This window comes from Leucobacter sp. 1207-22 (assembly GCF_052850455.1).
Window position 1 is genome coordinate 13,696 of record NZ_VXCR01000007.1, and the last position, 16,727, is coordinate 30,422.

A 16,727-nucleotide genomic window follows, 5' to 3' on the forward strand; every position below is an offset into this window, starting at 1 on the left:
CCCCGCTTTTTTCTTGTATTTTGCGATGTGAGTCGCCGACCTTGGAACACTGATGTTCACATTCATTCTTCGCAGGCTATTGAGCCTGATTCCGGTGCTCTTCGTGGTGTCCGTGGTGATCTTCTCGCTCATCCACTTGACGCCTGGAGATCCAGCTCGCCGTATCCTCGGCGAGAAAGCCTCAGACGATGCGGTTGCAGCACTCCATGCCAGCATGGGTCTTGATGACCCCATCGTGACGCAGTACCTCCATTGGGTCGGAGGTGTTTTCACCGGCGATCTCGGTGACTCATACTTCCTCAACAAGTCGGTCGTGCAAGCAATTGCCGACAACTCAGTACCGACCATTCAGCTCGCACTTATCGCGATGCTGGTCGCGGTACTGCTGTCGATCCCGTTTGGTACGCTCGCCGCGCGATATCGCAACGGGGCATTCGATAAGGCGGTGACTGGCTTCACGCTTCTCGGCATGACCGTGCCAAGCTTTGTGCTTGCGCTCGCGATGATGCTGCTGTTCGGCCTTGCGCTGCGCTGGCTTCCCATCTCTGGGTACGTGAATCCGCTCGAAGATCCGGTTGAAGGACTTCGAACATTGCTCATGCCTGGTATCGCGCTTGGCGCGATTACCGCCGCGCTCATCACCCGCACGACTCGTGCTGCGGTACTTGATGTGCTCAACGCTGACTACATTGATTCCGCTCGCTCACGCGGCGTTGACGAGGGACGTCTCCTCTTCATGCACACCCTGAAGAACGCGAGCCTTCCGGTGCTCACGATCGTGGGATTGTCCCTCGGCTCGCTCGTCACCGGTGCTGCGGTGACGGAGACCATCTTCAACATCCCAGGTCTTGGCCAGTTGCTCGTCAACGCGATCTCGCGCCGCGACTACCCGGTCATTCAAGGCGTGATCCTGTTCATCACCCTGGTCTATCTCTTGACGAACCTGCTCATTGACCTGCTGTATGGCATCGTCGACCCGCGGGTCCGAGTCGGAAAGGGGAACTAATGTCTACCCCCAACGAACCCACTGACCCGCGCAAGCCAGGAGCCGAGAAGCTGCGGCGATCCGCGCCTTCCACTCTGGCTGTAGATCTTCCGAGCACACAGATGCTCTCGCTCGCTCCGGCGCGTGCGGCCGCGCCGAGCTCGATCTGGCGTCGCATGCTCGATAACACGCAGCTCATGGTCGGGATCATTATCGTGCTGGTGATCTTCATCATCTCGTACGTGTTGCCGCCTCTGCTGCACTTGGACCCGCTCGCGGTCGATCCTGCGAACCGACTTGCCAAGCCATCTGCGGAGCACATCTTTGGACTCGACAACTTTGGTCGAGACCTCTTCGCCCGCATCGTCTCTGGTGCATCAACCTCGCTCATCGTTGGCTTCGTTGTCGCATTGGTGAGCGGTGTGCTTGGTGTCATCATTGGCGTGGCATCGGTGTTCAACAAGGTGCTCGACGCGATCCTCATGCGAGTGTGTGATGGCCTTATGGCGATCCCTGCGATCCTGCTTGCGGTTGCCCTCACCGCGGCCCTTGGCCCGAGCGTGAGTAACCTCATCATCGCGCTCTCCATCGTCTACACGCCTGGCCTCGCCCGTCTCGTGCGCGCTCGAGCGCTTGCCGTGATGAGTGAGACCTTTGTCACTGCCAGTGTGATGCAGGGTGCAGGCCCCCTGCACATCATGTGGAAGCACATCTTGCCGAACACTATGTCGGTGCTTGTCGTCCAGTCGACCTTCACGTTCGCGGAGTCAGTGATTACTGAGGCTGCCATGAGCTTCCTCGGCGCTGGCGTTCCTGCGCCGCAGGCGAGCTGGGGCAACATCCTTTACGACGGTAAGTCTGTCATCATGCAGGCTCCGCAAATGATCATTCTCACGAGCGCCTTCCTGATCATTACGGTGCTCGCGCTCAACATGATCGGTGACGGCCTGCGTGACCTCGTTGATCAGCGTTCACGCGCGCTTGTTGGAAAGCCGGGAATCTTCTCCCGACTGCTCGGTGTCGTCGGCCCACGCCGTACGCGCACCCTGCCCACCACTGTGCGTGAGACGAACAACTCGGAGGTAGGACGATGACCACCAATCCAGCGCAAACCGCCGCAACGCAGCCGTCACCGCTCGCCTTTACCAACTTCACGATCGACATTGATGCGCCCCAGGGCACCGTGCACGCGGTGAAGAACCTCTCGCTCGAACTTGAGCAGGGCGAAATTCTTGCAATCGTCGGTGAATCAGGCTCTGGCAAGACACTTACCGCCCGTGCCGCGCTCGGGCTTTTCCCGCAGCGCACGCGTACCCGAGGCGCAGTCGTGCTTTCGGGGCAGGACGTGCTCACCGTCGATGCCGCTGAACTGCGCCGCATGCGCGGTAGCGAAGCCGCGATGATCTTCCAGGAGCCATCGACCGCGCTGAACCCCGTGTTCCGCATCGGCTGGCAGCTTGAAGAGGGACTCCGCGCGCACGGCATGACAGACCGTGCCGAGCGTCGCGCACGCGCCCTTGAGATGCTTCGTGCAGTTGGCATCCCTGACCCTGAGAAGCGAATCGACGACTACCCGCACCAGTTCTCTGGCGGTCAGAAGCAGCGCATCGTGATTGCGATGGCGCTTGCGCTTCGTCCGAGCGTCATCATCGCGGATGAGCCGACGACAGCGCTCGATGTCACGGTTCAGGCCGAGATTCTCGACCTGCTGCGTGAGTGCCGCGACGAGTTCGACGCATCAATTGTGCTGATTACCCACAACATGGGTGTCGTCGCGGATCTCGCAGACCGGGTCGCGGTGATGTACCGCGGCGATCTTGTCGAGGTGGCACCAGTCGATGAGCTCTTTGCGAATCCGCAGGAGCAGTACACCCGTGATCTGCTCGCAGCTGTGCCACGGCTCGGCAGCGGCAAGGGTCCAGACGGCGAAGTGCGTGCGAACGCCCCCGTGTCTGCGGCGGCAGCAGCACCCGCGTCGCGGGACGAAGGCGCCGCAGCTGCGACCGTGACCGCACCCGCAACTGCAACCGCTGTACGACTCACTGGCCTCGAAGTGACGTATCGCAGTGGATTCGGGAAGAACCCGGTGCGAGCCGTGCAGGGCGTCAGCCTCGAGATTGCGCGCGGCGAAGTGGTTGGCCTTGTTGGCGAATCAGGCTCGGGCAAGTCGACCATTGGTCGTGCGATCGGTGGGCTTGAACCCATCTCAGGCGGCACCCTTGAGGTGTTTGGCGAGGATCTCACGAAGCTGCGTAAGAGCGCGTTGCGCAAGTTGCGTCGTCGCGTTGGCTTCGTGTTCCAAGACCCCGCCGCATCATTCAACTCCTTCATGACGATTGCGCAGTGCATCGAAGAACCCATGCAGGTGCACCGGATGCCCGGTGGAAAGCGGGCATACCGCGCTCGCGCGCTTGAATTGCTTGACGCGGTCGAGCTGCCAGCTGATTACGCGGATCGCTATCCATACGAGCTGTCAGGCGGTCAGCGACAGCGCGTAGGTCTTGCGCGCGCGCTCGCGCTCGATCCCGATTTCGTGATTGCTGACGAGCCGACGTCTGCGCTCGACGTATCGGTGCAGGCGCGCGTGCTTGAGATCTTCTCGTCGCTCCAGCGTGACCTTGGGTTTGCGTCGCTATTCATCAGTCACGACCTCGCCGTCGTCGAGATGCTGTCTCACCGAGTCGGGGTGCTGCAGCGTGGCACCCTCGTCGAACTCGGGCCAACCGAAGAAGTACTGCACTCGCCCAGCCACGAGTACACACAGCGCCTCATCGCTGCCGTACCTGTCCCGGATCCCGCCGTCCAGCGTCTGCGTCGCACTGCTGACGCTGCAGCGAACCTTGAACATCCCATCCTCGACGCCCAGGAGAACGCATGACCGCCCAGATCCGCGCCGACCTCGTACTGCTCGGTGGCCGCGTGCACACTGGGATCGCAGCTAATGGCGACGCGCTCGCCGCAGATGCGAGTCCAGCGCTCACGGCAGCACCGAATGCAGTCGCCGTGAGCGGGCGAGCAATCGTCGCGGTTGGTACCCGAGCTGATGTTGCCACCTGGGATACCAGTGACGCAGAGATCATCGATCTCGGTGATGCGACGATTACTGCTGGCTTTGTTGATGCGCACGTGCATCCGCTCTCTGGGGCGGAGTCGCGTCACCAGGCGCTCATGCTGCACGACTGCGAGACAACCGACGAAGTGGCCGCCCGCATTACTGAGTTCGTACGTGATCTCGGCCCGGATGAATGGGTGCGAGGGTTCGGACTCTCGTTCGACATGTTCGTTGGCACCGAAGCATCGAATGCGCCGTTCGCGGACGCGTTCGGTGGGCGACCCGGGTACCTGCTCTTGTTTGACGGGCATTCAATCATTGCGAGTCCGAAAGCGCTTGAGCTCGCAGGTATCGACGGGCCGCGCGACTTTGGGAACAACTCATCAATTGAGGTCGACGCTGACGGCACGCCGACGGGCTTCCTCATCGAATCGGACGCCGAGATGCTCGTCACCGAACTGTACCCGCGCATGCCGTTCGAGCAGCGCGTGCGTGCAGTGCGCGGCAAGCTTGAGGAGTTCGCTGCGACGGGATACACGTCCCTGCACCAGATGAACATGGAGGAGGGCGACATTGACGTGCTCCTCGCGCTTGAGGCCGAGGGCGAACTCCCGGTGCGGATCCGTGTATCTCCCATCTGGCGCGCGACCGACCCGTGGGCAGAAACACTCCAGCGCATGATCTCGCTCCAGGGAGTTGGCGGGCGCAGGTGGTCGATCGAGGGCGTCAAGTTCATGCTCGACGGAAGTATCGATAACGGCTCTGCCTGGCTCTTTGACGCGGACACTCGTGGCGGCGGACTCGAGCCGTACTGGGTACCGAACGAACTGTTCACGCAGACGATTCACGCGCTCGCTGAGAGCGGTGTGCCGACCGCGACCCACGCGATCGGCGACCGCGCGGTCGAGTTTGTGCTTGATACTGTCGAATCAATCCCGGAACACGCCCAGCAAGTCACTCACCGCATCGAGCACCTCGAAACGATCCCAGATCACCTCATTCCGCGGTTTGTGGCGCTCGGAGTGCCAGCGAGCATGCAACCGATTCACGCGTTTGCGCAGCGCCCAGATGGCTGCGACATGTGGACAACGCTCTTGGGGCGCGGATCAGAACGAGCCGCACACGGCTGGCGAGTGGCTGACCTTGATACAGCTGGAGCCATTGTGGCGCTTGGCTCAGACTGGCCAGTTGAAGAGTTTGATGCTCGCCGTGTTTTCGCGGCGGCTGTCAACCGACGCAGGCATGGCTCGGAGAAGCCCGCGGTTGATCCGCATCAGGGACTGTCACGTGACCGCGCACTTGTTGGTCTGACGGTCAACTGCTGGGCATCGATTGACCGGCCGCTCGATGGCCTCGTGGCACCTGGATCGATTGCGGATCTCGCGGTGTGGGAACGTGATCCGCTCGTTGTCGATGCTGCGGAGTTCGCTGAGAGTAGGGTGTTGCTGACGGTCGTCAACGGCCGCGTAGCGCACAGAAACGAGGAAGCTCGGGTATGACTGGTTCGTGGTCGATGGGGGCTTCGCCCGCAGTAGCGCAGATTCGCAATGTCACGTTGCTCGGGGATGCGGGACTCTCAGACATCACAATTGCGGGGGAGCGGATCGTGTCCGTCACCCCAGCCGGTGAGCGCCCGGAGCAGCCGACCACGGCAGCGACAGAAGTGATCGATGCCGACGGCAGATGGCTCACCTCAGGGCTCTGGGACGAACACGTTCACTTCGCGCAGTGGGCTGAGCAGTCGACACGATTGGATCTTGGTGCTGCGACACACGCAGGCGCGGCACTGGAGCTGTTGGCTGCCGGGCTGGCTGAGATCGGTGCCGGTGCGGGTGCCGGTGCCGGTGCGGGTGGCAGTGGCAGCACAGTCGCGAGCTCACCTGGGGCGGCGGAAGTTGTCGCAATGCGCGCCCGCGCCGCGAGCTGGCCCGACGCGATTTCCCGTGAAGCGCTCGATGCGGTCGCGGGTGCGACCCCACTCGTGGTTATCGGTGTCGATCTGCACAGCCTCTGGTTGAATTCCGCAGCGATGCGCGCCAGAGGCATGGAACCGCAGGGCGACGGTCACATCATCGAGGATGACTGCTTTGCGCTCCTGCGCGAGCTCGACAATCGGCCCGCACACGAGCTCGACGTGTTGGTCGAACGGGCATCGCGATCCGCCGCTGCCCGTGGTGTCGTCGGCATCGTCGATCTCGAGATGCGTTGGTGCCTTGACGAGTGGGCGCGACGGGAGGCTGCAGGCTTCGACCTCTTGCGGGTAGAAGCGGCCGTCTATCCAGATCAGCTTGATCGCGCACTCACCGCGGAACACCGCAGTGGAGACCACCTCACAGAGTCGGGGCGACTACGCGTCGGACCGCTCAAAATCATCACTGACGGCTCGCTCGGGACCTCGACTGCATGGTGCTGCGACCCCTACGCTGATGGCTCATTCGGCCGCTCCCTCGTGTCTGCACCCGCCCTCCAGGAACTCATGCGTCGCGCGCACAGCGGAGGCCTGAACCTTGCAATCCACGCGATCGGCGACCGGGCAGGTGCCCAGGTGCTTGACGCGTTTGAGGCGCTCGGAATCGGTGGGCGGATCGAGCACGCCCAACTCCTGCGTGATGAAGACCTCGATCGTTTCGCTCAGCTCGGTGTCGAAGCGAGCGTGCAGCCGACCCACCTTGTCGACGACCGCGAGCTCACCGAGCGAGTGTGGCCCGGGCGCGCGCCGCGCGCGTTCCCGCTTGCCTCGCTCGATGCGCGCGGCACTCGCCTGGTGTTCGGCTCAGACGCACCAGTGGCGCCGCTGGATCCGTGGGAGGGAATCCACGCCGCCGTGAACCGTGCACGCCAAGGCGATGCGCCGTGGACAGCGTCAGAACGGGTGCCAGTTGAGCTTGCGCTCATGTCTTCGATGCGTGGACCTCTGGTGCCTGGCCGGGGCGACATCGCTGATCTCGTACTGCTCGACGCTGACCCGTTGAGTATGCCCGCGTCACACCTGGACGACATGCGGGTGTCTGCCACGGTCGTTGGTGGGCGCGTGACGCACCGAGCACTTTAGCGACTGGCCGGTCGGCTGGCTGTTGGGTCGCCGGGCCGCCGGGCTTCCGGGTTGTCTATGCGTCGGGCTGCCGGGCTGCCGGGTTGTCGATCCGCCGATCCGCCGAAAACCCCACTTCCCGCCGAAACTGGCCGCTTCATGCGCCAGAAGCGGTTGGTTTCGGCAACAAGTACTCGTTTCGAACAGTTGGCACTCGCACTGGCGCTTGCACTGGCACTGGCGACTCCGGTGCAAACGAAAATCCCCGTCCCAACTGGAACACCAGGGGGCGCGGGGATCTTCGTAGTTGCTTGACAAAAGTTACGGGGTAGGCACGAGGTCTGGGGTGCCGTAAAGCATGCGCATCGTTTCCGGATTGCTGACAAGCGTCATGAGCTGACCGAATACGGGAGTTTCACTGACTTTCATCATTGAGGACTGCGCGTCCTCGACGGAGTCCCAGCGGTAGTCGAGGATCCAGCCGTTCGCATTCACTGCATCTCGGAACAGCTGTCGGGACTGGAAGCCGCCGATGGTCTTGAGTTCGGTGTCAAGAGCGTCCAATGCCTCGGTAAGGGCTTCAGAAGTGACGTGTTCATGGGTAGTGAACTCAATAATTTCGATAACTGACATGTGTGAATATCCTTGTTTGTTTCAGGGAGTGGCTGTGTCTGTGGAATCAGCGAATGGAACGCAGGCCCCGCTTCACGATGCGGTCTGTTGCGGCGCTTGGACTTTCGCGAGACCATCTTGCGGCGATCTCGGTGGCCCAGTCGGGCCTGGTTTTTGCGGCATCATTGATCCAGTTCGCTACCGAGTCCTGCACGTATTTCGCAGGATCTGCTCGTAGCGGCTCAAGGAGTGGGAGCCCCTTGGCAGGGTCCGCCTTGAGCTCAGCGATATGGCTCGCCCAGACGCCTCGCGGGCGGAGCGCCTCACTCGCGAACCTGCGCACCCGCTCGGATGGATCGCTTGTCCATTCCGCGAGCAACGCAATACTTGCATCGAGTTGCGCCGTCAGTACCGGGCGGGCGGCCATCCATACCCACTCCCGCACGGTGAAGAGCGCATCGTCTGCAGCACCTCTGATCTCGTTCAACAGTGCTGCCGGCTCCTGTAACGCAGGGTTTGAAGCGGCGGCAAAGCACCACCAGCCGCGCACGGTGTCGGATGGGTGCTGTGCAAGCTCGGCAAGAGTGGCCTCGTCGAGATGCTCGTGGAGCGCGATGCCGACTGCGCGCATGCGAGCGAGTGCACTTAGTGATTGCGCTGCCGTGACTGCCTCGACCAAAGTAGCGGCGGCGCCTGGCACTGCATGAGCGAGCAGCACCGAGTGATCGATTGCGAGCGCTTCGGTGAGGGTGCGTGCCTCAACGGTGCCTGCATTCAGCTGGACAAGAAACGTTGGGTCGATGTCTCGTGTTCGTGAAGCGCCGCTCATGCGTGCGTCCCGGAGTTGAGATTTTCTTGCATGCGCGACATGACAAGCGAAGCGGCATCGATTTCCCGGGGCGTGGTGCCCGCGGTAAGTGCGGTGAGCCAAGTGGCGTATTCGGGAACGAGCTTCGCGAGCAGTTCCTCTCCTGACTGGGTGGTCGTCAGCGTGAAGGCGCGACGATCCACCGTGTCAGCGGCGCGTTCGATGAGACCCGCCTTGACGAGCCCATCGGTCAGGCCAGTGACGGTCGCGCGGATCACGCCGATGCGATCCGCGAGACGCGCGGGGGAGATGCCTGGCTCGTCACTCACCGCGAGCAGCGCAGCAAAGCGTCCTTCGGTCAGCCCGTGAGCTGAGAGGAGTTTCGTGCAGGCAGCGTCGATCATTCGCACTGTTGTGAGCATGCCCATGACGAAACTTGCCTCGTCACTGCTTGTTCTTGAGCTGAGGAGTTCGTGCTTCGTGTCAATTTCCACATTTGGTATGGTACCAAACTATCTGGTTCCGAATTATGTGATGCGTGACGCTAGAGCTCTCAGGGTGACTGGGCTGGCTTTTCAGGGGCAGTCGGGAGAAATAGCTTCAGCGGAGATTCTTAGTGGCTAGAAGCGTTGTGTTCCAAGTTCCGCAATTCATCGGGCGCCAGTACATCTCTAAGCTCGCGGTCGCTCTTGGCCCACTCATTGGGCCGATCGTTTTCAGTTCCTGCGGCGCACCATCCGCTTTCCTCACTACCCGGGAATCCGGCTGGAGCGATTACCCCCGAGTACTGCCACTTTTCGGTGAGGTTATTAGCCTTGCTTCCGATGGCAAGATAACAACCGCCAGTGGTTTTGCGATATGCAAGCCATGTTCTCCTGTCTTTAGCTGTTCGAATTTCAATTCCGTGCGGCTCTGGAAGCCCCTCAAACTCGGAATGCAGGAGAAGACTTAAAGGATCCTCGCTAAAACAGTTCTTGTGGTTTCGAGCGAAACCCATCTGTGAGAAGTAGAGGGATGTGAGAGTATCTTTTGTTTCCTTGAATTCGCGCCGATCCAGCCAGTATCCGTCGCCATCGAGGCCCTGCATCCCTGCCATGTTCCTTGTGTGAAGCCTCTTTGCTCGAATATTAGCCGCCGCTTGGCGCACAGCCGCTCGATACTCCTTCATGAGGTGACGAGCGCCTCGGTACGTCTTTTGCTTTGCTAGTTCCGCACCCCAGTCTCCAGGAAAGCGAGATGCGAAATGTAAGCGGCCATGGAATCCCGCAACCATCGCGAGCTTTATTCTCCGAGCGACCTCCTTCTTGCCGGAACCAAACCGGAGACGAAGCATTGCCGTTTCAGATGCGGCGATGAAGCTGATCGGATACACAACGGGAACAAGTGCCAAAGGAAGCCAGACAGACAGTGTAAACACCAGGCTTTCTTGGGCCCAGTCGAATGTATCGAAGTGGGAAATTACGAACCATGTGGTGTGCAAGAAAATACCAATTCCCGCGGTTCCAAGGAGAATCTCACAAGCTGTCGAAGCAGGCTTTGTCTTCGGGTCCAGGCGTCCAACCGCGGCACACATTACTAAGAAAATGACTGTGACCTGCAATAGCAGTTCTCCCCACAAAGGGAACGGTGCGAGGTTGATATAGGCGACCACGAAAGCTGTCACGCCGAGTATTTCCTTGACGAGGTACTTCATGAGGTCGGTGCCGCTCTTCTTGCTCATTGAAGCCATGAGGAGAGGAATCCCCGTAAAGAAGACCACAAGAACTGTGTCTTTCAACAAGTCCACAGTCCAGAATCCGAGCCAAGCAGCGAGAAGAACAATCGCTACTGAGTGCAAGAGGAGGACGAGTATTACTGACCAGACTTTCCAAGCGAGGAACGCCTTAACGACGCTGGCGAATGAGCTCCAGAGCTTCTGGCGGTCTCTGGAAAGTGCAACGGCCAGCGCCACGAAGGTGATCAGGATGATAATTGATGCGAGTTCGCGCGTAGTTAGTTCCATGCCACTTCAGAATATGCAGGAGAGTCGGAGGTTCGTCAACCGTTCAGAATGGGTAGTCCGGGAACGCACTGCGCAACTCTCGTATATCTAGTTCGGTGAAGATCTAGGGTCGAGCACGGAGCTAGTCCGTAGCTGAAGGTTGATTAGCTTGCCATCTCAACCGGTGTATCGCCCGCCTGAATAACCGCCCGCACAGGGGGCGAAGTGGGCAATTTCTTGGATTGGCAGCGGTGGTTGGCTTTCAAGTCACCTCGGAGCTATCGCCAGACTGTTGGGGAATGGTGAATGATTAGATGGCCAGACCCAACCCCGCATTTATCAGCATTTGTGAGTTGTTGTTTCTGATACCAGGGCTCATGCGGTCATCTTTCGAGAACCGGCCCTCGTTATGCCGTGGCTAATCGCGTCAGCATGGGGTCTCAGGAGACTGAACTTAACTGGAAAGGAGAGTGAGCGTGCATGCGGAGTGAAGGAAAGTCCAGGAGTTTCGCCAGCGAGGGGCAATCGCCGTGCCGAAGCCTGCGGTGATCTATCTACGCGTGTCGACGGCTCAGCAAGATCCCACAGGTGTTGCATGTGAAGAAGCTCAAACCTGTAATTCGGAGCATTTCTAGTGCAAGGCTGCTGAGCTGAGTGCTCGACTTGGCTGTCACCTGCTGTCGGGCAAACGCAAAAATTCCCCATCTCAACTGGAAACCCAGGAGATGGGGAATTTTACTGGCGGTGACGGCGGGATTTGAACCCGCGGTGCAGGGTCACTACACACAACATTTCGAGTGTTGCACCTTCGGCCGCTCGGACACGTCACCAAGAACGAGATTACGGGATTGTGTCGTTCAGCGCGAATTGAGTGGCGCGCGTGGCGCGATTCTGGCGTGTCGTTGCGTGCGACCGCCGCGTTCTGGCACTTGTTCCAAACGATACGTGAATTCACGTTTGCTTGAAGTGTGTAACGTGAGTTACGCTATTGCCGATGGCGCACCGCAGGTGCTGCTCCGTCAAATCATTCACAGACAAGGGAGTCTTTACAAGTAATGGTTGACCAACAACTCGCGGCAGAGTCCGCACACACCCAAACCTCACGTAAGCGCAAGCTTCGTGTGTGGGAAGTCACCGCCCTCTCAGTCGGCTTCATGGGTCCCGTCATGGCAATGGCGCTCAACGGCATCGGTGTCGCTGGTCTCGTCGGAAAGTCCGTCCCGTTCACCTTCTTGCTCGCGTTCATCGGAACCTTGCTTGTCGGCTACGGCTTCATCCGCCTCACCGGATACTTCAGCCACGCAGGCTCCGTCTACGCCCTCGCTGGCGCGACAATTGGCCCGCGCGCAGGCTTCTTTGGCGGCTTTGCACTGCTCGGAACGTATTTGTTCTTCGCTGCGTGCATCCTCGGCGCAACGGGCGTCTTCTTCCAGGCGTGGGCTGATGAGTTTGGTGGCGCGCTCGCGAATATCCCGTGGATCCTCATCGCGCTCGTGGTCTCTGCACTCGTCGTCGTCCTCAACGTACGTGAGTCGCGGATCGTCACGCGAGTGCTGCTCGTGATCGGCGCACTCGGCGTAGCTGCGATGCTTGTGCTCGCGATCGTGATCTTCGCGAAGGTCGGAAGCGGCACTGGTCCAGTCGAAGGGGCAACCATTGACTGGAGCACGTTCCTTCCCGGAAACGCCACTGCGGTCGGCATTCTGACTGCCTCGGTCTTTGCCTTCTTGTCGTGGGCTGGCTTTGAATCAGGTGCCTCGCTCGGTGAGGAAACAGAGAATCCACGTCGCGTCATCCCCAAGGCACTGCTCGGTGCAATCGTCGTGGCAGGCCTCCTCTACACCTTCATGATGTTCGCGCAGACCATCGGCTTCGGAACTGATGCAGACGGCGTCGCCGCCTTCGCCGGTTCGAACTCGACGCTCACCCAGCTCAGCACCATGTACATCAGCCGTGAGTACGCGATGCTCATTGCGTTTGTCGCTTTCGTGGTGGCCTTCGCTTCCGTGCTGAGTTCGACCGCAGCCGCAGCGCGCCTCATCTACGCCCTCGCGCGTGACGGCTTTGGCCCGAAGCGCCTCGGCGTCGCGAACCCGAAGACCGGTGTGCCTGTTGCTGCGGTGTTCACGACGATCGTGCTCGCGCTGCTGTTGGCTGGCGGTATTGCGGTCTTTGGCGGATCCGCCTTCGACGCCTACTACTGGTACGCAACGATTGCGACGCTCTGCATGGTGGTTGCGTATGGCATGACCTCGGTAGGTGTCATCGTGTACATCTTCCGTGCGAAGGGCAACCGAATCCCCAGGTGGGAGGCGATCATGCCAGTGCTCGGCTTGATCTACCTCGCGTTCGTCTATGCGATTCAGGTCATTGGCCAGGAAGCTCCGTACACCTACTTCCCATGGATCGCGGGCGCGTGGTGCATCATCGGCTTCATCATCATCCTTGCGCGACCGCAGCTGGCCAAGCGCATCGGTGGTCGCCTCTCAGTCGAAGATCTCGACTAACTCTCCATTTCACCCTGCTCTCTCGAAAAGGAACCTAGATGTCCGTTCAACGTCTTGACGTGTCAGCGTTTGCAGAAGTCCAACTGGTCGATCACCACTGTCATGGGGTCATTGAGCACGTCCCGGACCGTCGGGAATTCGAGAGCATGATTACTGAGTCGAACTGGGATGCGCCCGTTGGCACCACCGTGTTCGACTCCCAGCTCGGGGTCGCGATCCGCCGTCACTGCGCACCGCTTCTCGGCCTGGAGCCCCATGCGTCGGCCGAAGCGTACCTTGCTCGGCGTGCAGAGCTGGCTCCTGCTGAGGTGAATGATCTCCTCCTGAAGGCATCGGGGATTGACCGCTATCTCATCGAGACCGGACACCGCGGCGATACGATCCTGTCCCCGCAGGGCATGGCGGATCGGTCGGGTGCGTCCGCAGACCAGGTCATTCGCTTGGAACGTCTCGCCGAGCAAATTGCTGAGACGCAGCCTGCTCCCGCGGCGTTCGCGGATCGATTCCGTGAGCTGCTGCGTGAGCAGCTGCGCACTGCGGTCGGTGTGAAATCCATTGCTGCGTACCGGATCGGACTCGATTTTGATCCCGCGCGACCGAGCGACCGCGAGGTCGAGTTGGCGGCCGCGGCATGGTTCACCGAGATTGAGTCTGGCTCGCCAATCAGGCTTGCGGATGCCGTGCTCATTCGGTTCGGTATTTGGACTGCGGTTGATGAGCGTTGTGCGATTCAGTTCCATATCGGCTTCGGTGATGATGACGTGGATCTGCACCGCTGTGATCCGCTGCTGCTGACCGAGTGGTTGCGCATGACCCGCACGAGTGGCGCGCGCGTCACCCTCCTGCACTGCTACCCCTTCCATCGCAACGCAGGGTTCCTCGCCCACGTGTTCCCCCACGTGTACTGCGACGTTGGGCTCGCGATCAACTACGTTGGTGCTCGTTCGCCACAGATCATCGCTGAGTCGCTCGAACTCACGCCTATGGATAAGGCACTGTTCTCATCAGACGCGTGGGGACTCCCTGAGCTGTACTTCCTGGGTTCTCACCTCTTCAAGAAGGGGCTCCTGCAAGTGGTGAACGGTTGGATAGACGCTGACGAATGGAGCGTTGCCGATGGCGAAAAGCTCATTCGACGCATCTGCAATGACAATGCCGTTCGCGCGTATGAGCTCGCTGAGACGCCGCGCTTCCTTGCACCTGGAGTTTCCGCATGACCAGCACCACCGTTCACCGTGACGACCTCGCACGTGACCTCATCGCCCGCACACTTGAGAAAGTAGCAGCGGCAGTCGAGTATCGAGAGTCCCTGCATTCCGCCCCGTGCGTTTCAGGCGAGGAAGAGCCAGCAGCAGCCTGGATCGCAGAGCGAATGCCCGTTCCAATGGAGCGCATCGCAGACGCAGGCCGCATCGGGCTCATCGGCCCATCAGCCCGGCCAGCGATTGCGATCCGCTCAGAACTCGATGCGCTCCCGGTGACCGAGGCAACCGGCGCCTCGTTTGCTTCGACCAACGGAGCAATGCACGCCTGCGGCCATGATGTGCACCAGGCTGCGCTCATCGCGGTGGCGCAGGCAGCAGCTGAGTGCGACCTGCCGTACGGACTCGTGCCGTTCCTGCAGCCACGTGAAGAGGCCTATCCTTCTGGTGCGCTCGACATCGTGAAGGACGGCGCGCTTGACCGGCTCAATGTTCAGGCAGTGATTGCGGCGCACGTGCATCCTCGTATTCCGGTGGGATCGGTCGCGACGGGCAAGGGGCCGACGAATGCGGCGGCTGACGAAGTCGCAGTCGTCGTAACCGGGCGTGGTGGGCACGGTGCGTACCCACATGAGGCGGCAAACCCGATCCCCGTGCTCGCGCACATCGTGACAGGCCTCAACGAAGTGCTCCGCCGCGTGTGCTCGCCGATGCACCCCGCGCTCTTGACGGTTGGACTGTTCGAAGCGGGAGATGCGGCGAACGTCATCCCGGAGCACGGGCGCTTCGCCGCGACACTGCGCACGATGAACCGCGAGGAACGCCCCCGTGTGCACGAAGCGATCCGCGAATACGTCGCGTCGCAGGCGCGAGCGTTCGGCGTGACCGCGACTGTGAACATCACGACCGGTGAGCCAGTGCTCGAAAACGATCCGGACTTTGTCGACTTTGTGGATCGTCGCTTGGTCGAAGCTGGCATGCAGGTCAGCGAGCCAATGCGCTCGTGCGGCGCAGATGACTTCTCGTTCTACTCTGAACGCCTGCCAGGCGTCATGGCGTTTGTCGGTGTTGAGACCGAGGGCACGACATCGCAGCCGAGCTTGCACAGCGCGAACTTCCTGCCGGATACCGACGCGGTTCGTCGCGTCGCACTCGCGCTGGTATCGGCGTACCTCGGCGCGTGCGATCTGCTTGATTCGAGTGCGCAATGAGTGCCGGCATGAGGACCAGCAGGGCGGATCTGCCTGCGCACGACGCACAGTTCATTGGAGCGAACCAAAAGCTGCGTTTCTTCCCACTGAGTGTCGTTTCAGCGAAGGGCAGTGAGATCACTGACCACACCGGACGAAAGCTCCTCGACCTCTCAGCCGCGTGGGGCGCAAACGGAGTTGGCCACGCGCACCCGCGAGTGGTCGCTGCGGTGCAGGAGGCGGCCGTCACCGGTGGCAGTGCAAGCGTGCTGTCGGCAATGAGCCCGGCAGCAACTGCGCTCGCAGAAAAACTGCTGAGCATCGTGCCCGCAGTACAGCCAAGCGAGCAACGCGTGATTCTCGGCCACTCAGGGACCGATGCAAACTCAGCCGCTCTCGCAGCGGCGCGTGCCGCGACCGGCAGACCAGGCATCGTCGCATTCGCTGGGGGATACCACGGCGGATTCGGCGCAGCGCAGCAGGTCAGCGGAGTCTTCATCGCTGACGGACTTCCCGCAGCCGAAGGCACCCATCTCCTGGAATACCCTGTTGCCACGGGCGACGCGGATCGCGATACCCACACCCGTGACCGCGTGCTTGCCGAACTCGACAGGGCGCTCGCCGCAGGCACGATTGCTGCCGTCATCATTGAACCGATGCAGTCAGACGGCGGAGTCTTGGTACCCCCGACCGGATTCCTCGCCGGAGTCGCGGAGCGTGCAGCAGCAGCTGGCGCGCTCCTTATCTGCGACGAGGTCAAGATCGGGCTTGGCCGCACAGGCAAATGGCACGGGTTCTCGCACGAGGGTGTCACCCCTGACCTGGTCACCTTTGGCAAGTCACTCGGCGGCGGGCTCCCGCTGTCGGCGGTAACTGGGCCAGCATGGGTGCTCGACGCTGCCCCAGCAAGCACGCTCCTGACAACCGCAGGAAACTCGATCTCTGCAGCCGCTGGTCTCGCGGTGCTCGAGGTCATCGAGGCAGAAGGCCTTGCTGCACACGCGCACGAACGCGGTGATCAGCTGCGCGCACTCGTGCGAGAAGCGCAGTTGCAGCGGCCTGAGATTCTTGAGATTCGTGGCCTCGGCCTGAGTCTCGGAATTGAGCTCACTGATCCGCGCGACCCTGAAGACCTCGCCGCGGCAGCGGAACTGACACGACGCGTGATCTTCCGCATGTGGCAGCTCGGCGTCGTGTGTTACCTCGTGCGCGGCAATGTGATCGAGCTGACGCCTCCACTGAACCTCAGCGCGCGCGACGCGGAACGAGCAGTTGAGACACTCACCCAGGCCATTGCTGACGCACGAGCTGGGCTCGTCACTGATGCTGACATCGCACCGTTCCTCGGCTGGTGAAAGG

13 protein-coding genes and 1 tRNA gene are annotated in these 16,727 nt (G+C 61.0%); 9 read left to right on the forward strand and 5 right to left on the reverse strand.

Features of this window, described 5'->3' with window-relative positions; translation table 11 throughout:
* The first annotated feature begins 52 nt into the window (after positions 1-52).
* Genes FW756_RS11305 through FW756_RS11325 form a run of 5 tightly spaced genes read left to right on the forward strand, consistent with a single transcriptional unit; the run spans position 53 to position 7,089 of the window.
* A complete protein-coding gene (locus tag FW756_RS11305; RefSeq protein WP_446430262.1) occupies positions 53-1,006 on the forward strand; it encodes an ABC transporter permease in 954 nt (317 codons plus the stop codon).
* Positions 1,006-2,079: an ABC transporter permease gene (locus FW756_RS11310; protein WP_446430263.1), complete on the forward strand. Its 1,074-nt coding sequence runs from the start codon at positions 1,006-1,008 to the stop codon at positions 2,077-2,079. The genes FW756_RS11305 and FW756_RS11310 overlap by 1 nt, the downstream gene beginning before the upstream one ends.
* Positions 2,076-3,863, forward strand: a complete 1,788-nt coding sequence (locus FW756_RS11315; RefSeq protein ID WP_446430264.1) for a dipeptide ABC transporter ATP-binding protein — start codon at positions 2,076-2,078, stop codon at positions 3,861-3,863. Before FW756_RS11310 ends, FW756_RS11315 begins: the two co-directional genes overlap by 4 nt.
* A complete protein-coding gene (locus FW756_RS11320; RefSeq protein ID WP_446430265.1) occupies positions 3,860-5,536 on the forward strand; it encodes an amidohydrolase in 1,677 nt (558 codons plus the stop codon). Before FW756_RS11315 ends, FW756_RS11320 begins: the two co-directional genes overlap by 4 nt.
* Positions 5,533-7,089 (forward strand): amidohydrolase, encoded by a 1,557-nt coding sequence (locus tag FW756_RS11325; RefSeq protein ID WP_446430266.1) that lies wholly within the window; start codon positions 5,533-5,535, stop codon positions 7,087-7,089. The genes FW756_RS11320 and FW756_RS11325 overlap by 4 nt, the downstream gene beginning before the upstream one ends.
* A 300-nt stretch (positions 7,090-7,389) precedes the next feature.
* On the opposite strand, the gene FW756_RS11330 is transcribed toward FW756_RS11325, so the two are convergent.
* From FW756_RS11330 to FW756_RS11350, 5 genes are all read right to left on the reverse strand, one after another.
* A complete protein-coding gene (locus FW756_RS11330) occupies positions 7,390-7,701 on the reverse strand; it encodes an antibiotic biosynthesis monooxygenase family protein (protein WP_446430267.1) in 312 nt (103 codons plus the stop codon).
* 46 nt (positions 7,702-7,747) lie between these two features.
* Positions 7,748-8,509, reverse strand: a complete 762-nt coding sequence (locus tag FW756_RS11335) for a DNA alkylation repair protein (protein ID WP_446430268.1) — start codon at positions 8,507-8,509, stop codon at positions 7,748-7,750.
* Entirely contained in the window at positions 8,506-8,982 is a 477-nt protein-coding gene (locus tag FW756_RS11340; RefSeq protein ID WP_446430269.1) for a MarR family winged helix-turn-helix transcriptional regulator, read from the reverse strand. Before FW756_RS11340 ends, FW756_RS11335 begins: the two co-directional genes overlap by 4 nt.
* A gap of 119 nt (positions 8,983-9,101) precedes the next feature.
* Positions 9,102-10,490 (reverse strand): hypothetical protein, encoded by a 1,389-nt coding sequence (locus tag FW756_RS11345; protein WP_446430270.1) that lies wholly within the window; start codon positions 10,488-10,490, stop codon positions 9,102-9,104.
* Between the two features lie 718 nt (positions 10,491-11,208).
* Positions 11,209-11,299, reverse strand: a tRNA-Ser gene (locus tag FW756_RS11350).
* 225 nt (positions 11,300-11,524) lie between these two features.
* Here FW756_RS11350 and FW756_RS11355 point away from each other — a divergent pair.
* Genes FW756_RS11355 through FW756_RS11370 form a run of 4 tightly spaced genes read left to right on the forward strand, consistent with a single transcriptional unit; the run spans position 11,525 to position 16,723 of the window.
* Positions 11,525-12,976 carry an APC family permease gene (locus tag FW756_RS11355; protein ID WP_446430271.1) on the forward strand — a complete coding sequence of 484 codons (1,452 nt, stop codon included), beginning with the start codon at positions 11,525-11,527 and terminating at the stop codon, positions 12,974-12,976.
* A gap of 38 nt (positions 12,977-13,014) precedes the next feature.
* Complete coding sequence (locus FW756_RS11360) at positions 13,015-14,193, forward strand: amidohydrolase family protein (protein ID WP_446430272.1); 1,179 nt, start codon at positions 13,015-13,017, stop codon at positions 14,191-14,193.
* On the forward strand, positions 14,190-15,389 hold the full coding sequence (locus FW756_RS11365) for a M20 metallopeptidase family protein (protein WP_446430273.1): 1,200 nt from the start codon (positions 14,190-14,192) through the stop codon (positions 15,387-15,389). The genes FW756_RS11360 and FW756_RS11365 overlap by 4 nt, the downstream gene beginning before the upstream one ends.
* 8 nt (positions 15,390-15,397) lie before the next feature.
* Positions 15,398-16,723, forward strand: a complete 1,326-nt coding sequence (locus tag FW756_RS11370; RefSeq protein WP_446430274.1) for an aspartate aminotransferase family protein — start codon at positions 15,398-15,400, stop codon at positions 16,721-16,723.
* The last annotated feature ends 4 nt before the right edge of the window (positions 16,724-16,727 follow it).